Genomic DNA, 456 nt, shown 5'->3' with positions numbered 1-456 from the left:
ATTTTGGTTTTCGCCAAGAAGTTTCCAAAGCACTTGTAACAAATGTTTGAGAACTACTTTTTAAATCAGCTTTCCAGATTGTTAAAGAGCAAACTTCATAAAGAAGTCAAAGACATAGATTGAACATCAAGGCTCAATGCATGGCTTTTGCTTCTCGCAAAATACAGTACCGATTATGGTGGAGCTATGCGGGATCGAACCGCAGACCTCCTGCGTGCAAAGCAGGCGCTCTCCCAGCTGAGCTATAGCCCCGTAATCGAACGAAGTGGTGGGTCTGAGTGGACTCGAACCACCGACCTCACCCTTATCAGGGGTGCGCTCTAACCACCTGAGCTACAGACCCACTTCGTGTACTGTCTCTAAACTTGAATCAAGGCAATCTGTGTGAACACTCAACAACTTCGACATCTTAAGGTAAGGAGGTGATCCAACCCCAGGTTCCCCTAGGGTTACCTT

General features: G+C 46.5%; 2 tRNA genes. Both read right to left on the bottom strand.

The window, feature by feature from the left end:
- Positions 1-176 precede the first annotated feature (176 nt).
- Positions 177-252: transfer RNA gene (locus ACW5XD_RS23930), tRNA-Ala, on the bottom strand.
- 14 nt (positions 253-266) lie between these two features.
- A tRNA-Ile gene (locus tag ACW5XD_RS23925) sits at positions 267-343 on the bottom strand.
- Positions 344-456: the final 113 nt, after the last annotated feature.

This window comes from Aeromonas enterica, from assembly GCF_054052465.1.
The sequence above is the reverse complement of the archived record's forward strand: the minus strand, read 5'-3'. Positions and strand labels throughout refer to the sequence as shown.